We start from the raw sequence: 362 nt of genomic DNA on the forward strand, positions 1-362 counted from the left end.
CGTCTATCTGCACCAATTGTGGATCATCTATCTCGGCTACGGCGTGCTGGGCGGCATCGGTCTCGGCCTCGGCTATATCTCGCCGGTCAAGACGCTGATCACCTGGTTTCCGGACCGGCCGGGCATGGCAACCGGCATGGCGATCATGGGCTTCGGCGGCGGCGCCTTCATCGCCTCGCCGCTGTCGGTTTATCTGATGAAGCTGTTTTCGACGCCTGAGCACATCGGCGTCGCCGAAACCTTCCTGGTGCTGGGCATCGTCTATTTCGTCTTCATGCTGATCGGCGCCGTTATCGTCAGGGTGCCGCCGGAGGGCTGGAGGCCTGCCGGATGGACGCCGCCGGCGGCACAGAATGCGATGG

General features: G+C 63.3%; 1 protein-coding gene. It reads left to right on the plus strand.

Going from position 1 to position 362, the window contains the following annotated elements; translation table 11 throughout:
• The coding region (locus EOC94_RS33730; protein ID WP_127295898.1) for an MFS transporter at positions 1-362 on the plus strand (362 nt) is incomplete at both ends.

The organism is Mesorhizobium sp. M6A.T.Ce.TU.016.01.1.1, from assembly GCF_003997065.1.
Classification (GTDB): domain Bacteria; phylum Pseudomonadota; class Alphaproteobacteria; order Rhizobiales; family Rhizobiaceae; genus Mesorhizobium; species Mesorhizobium mediterraneum.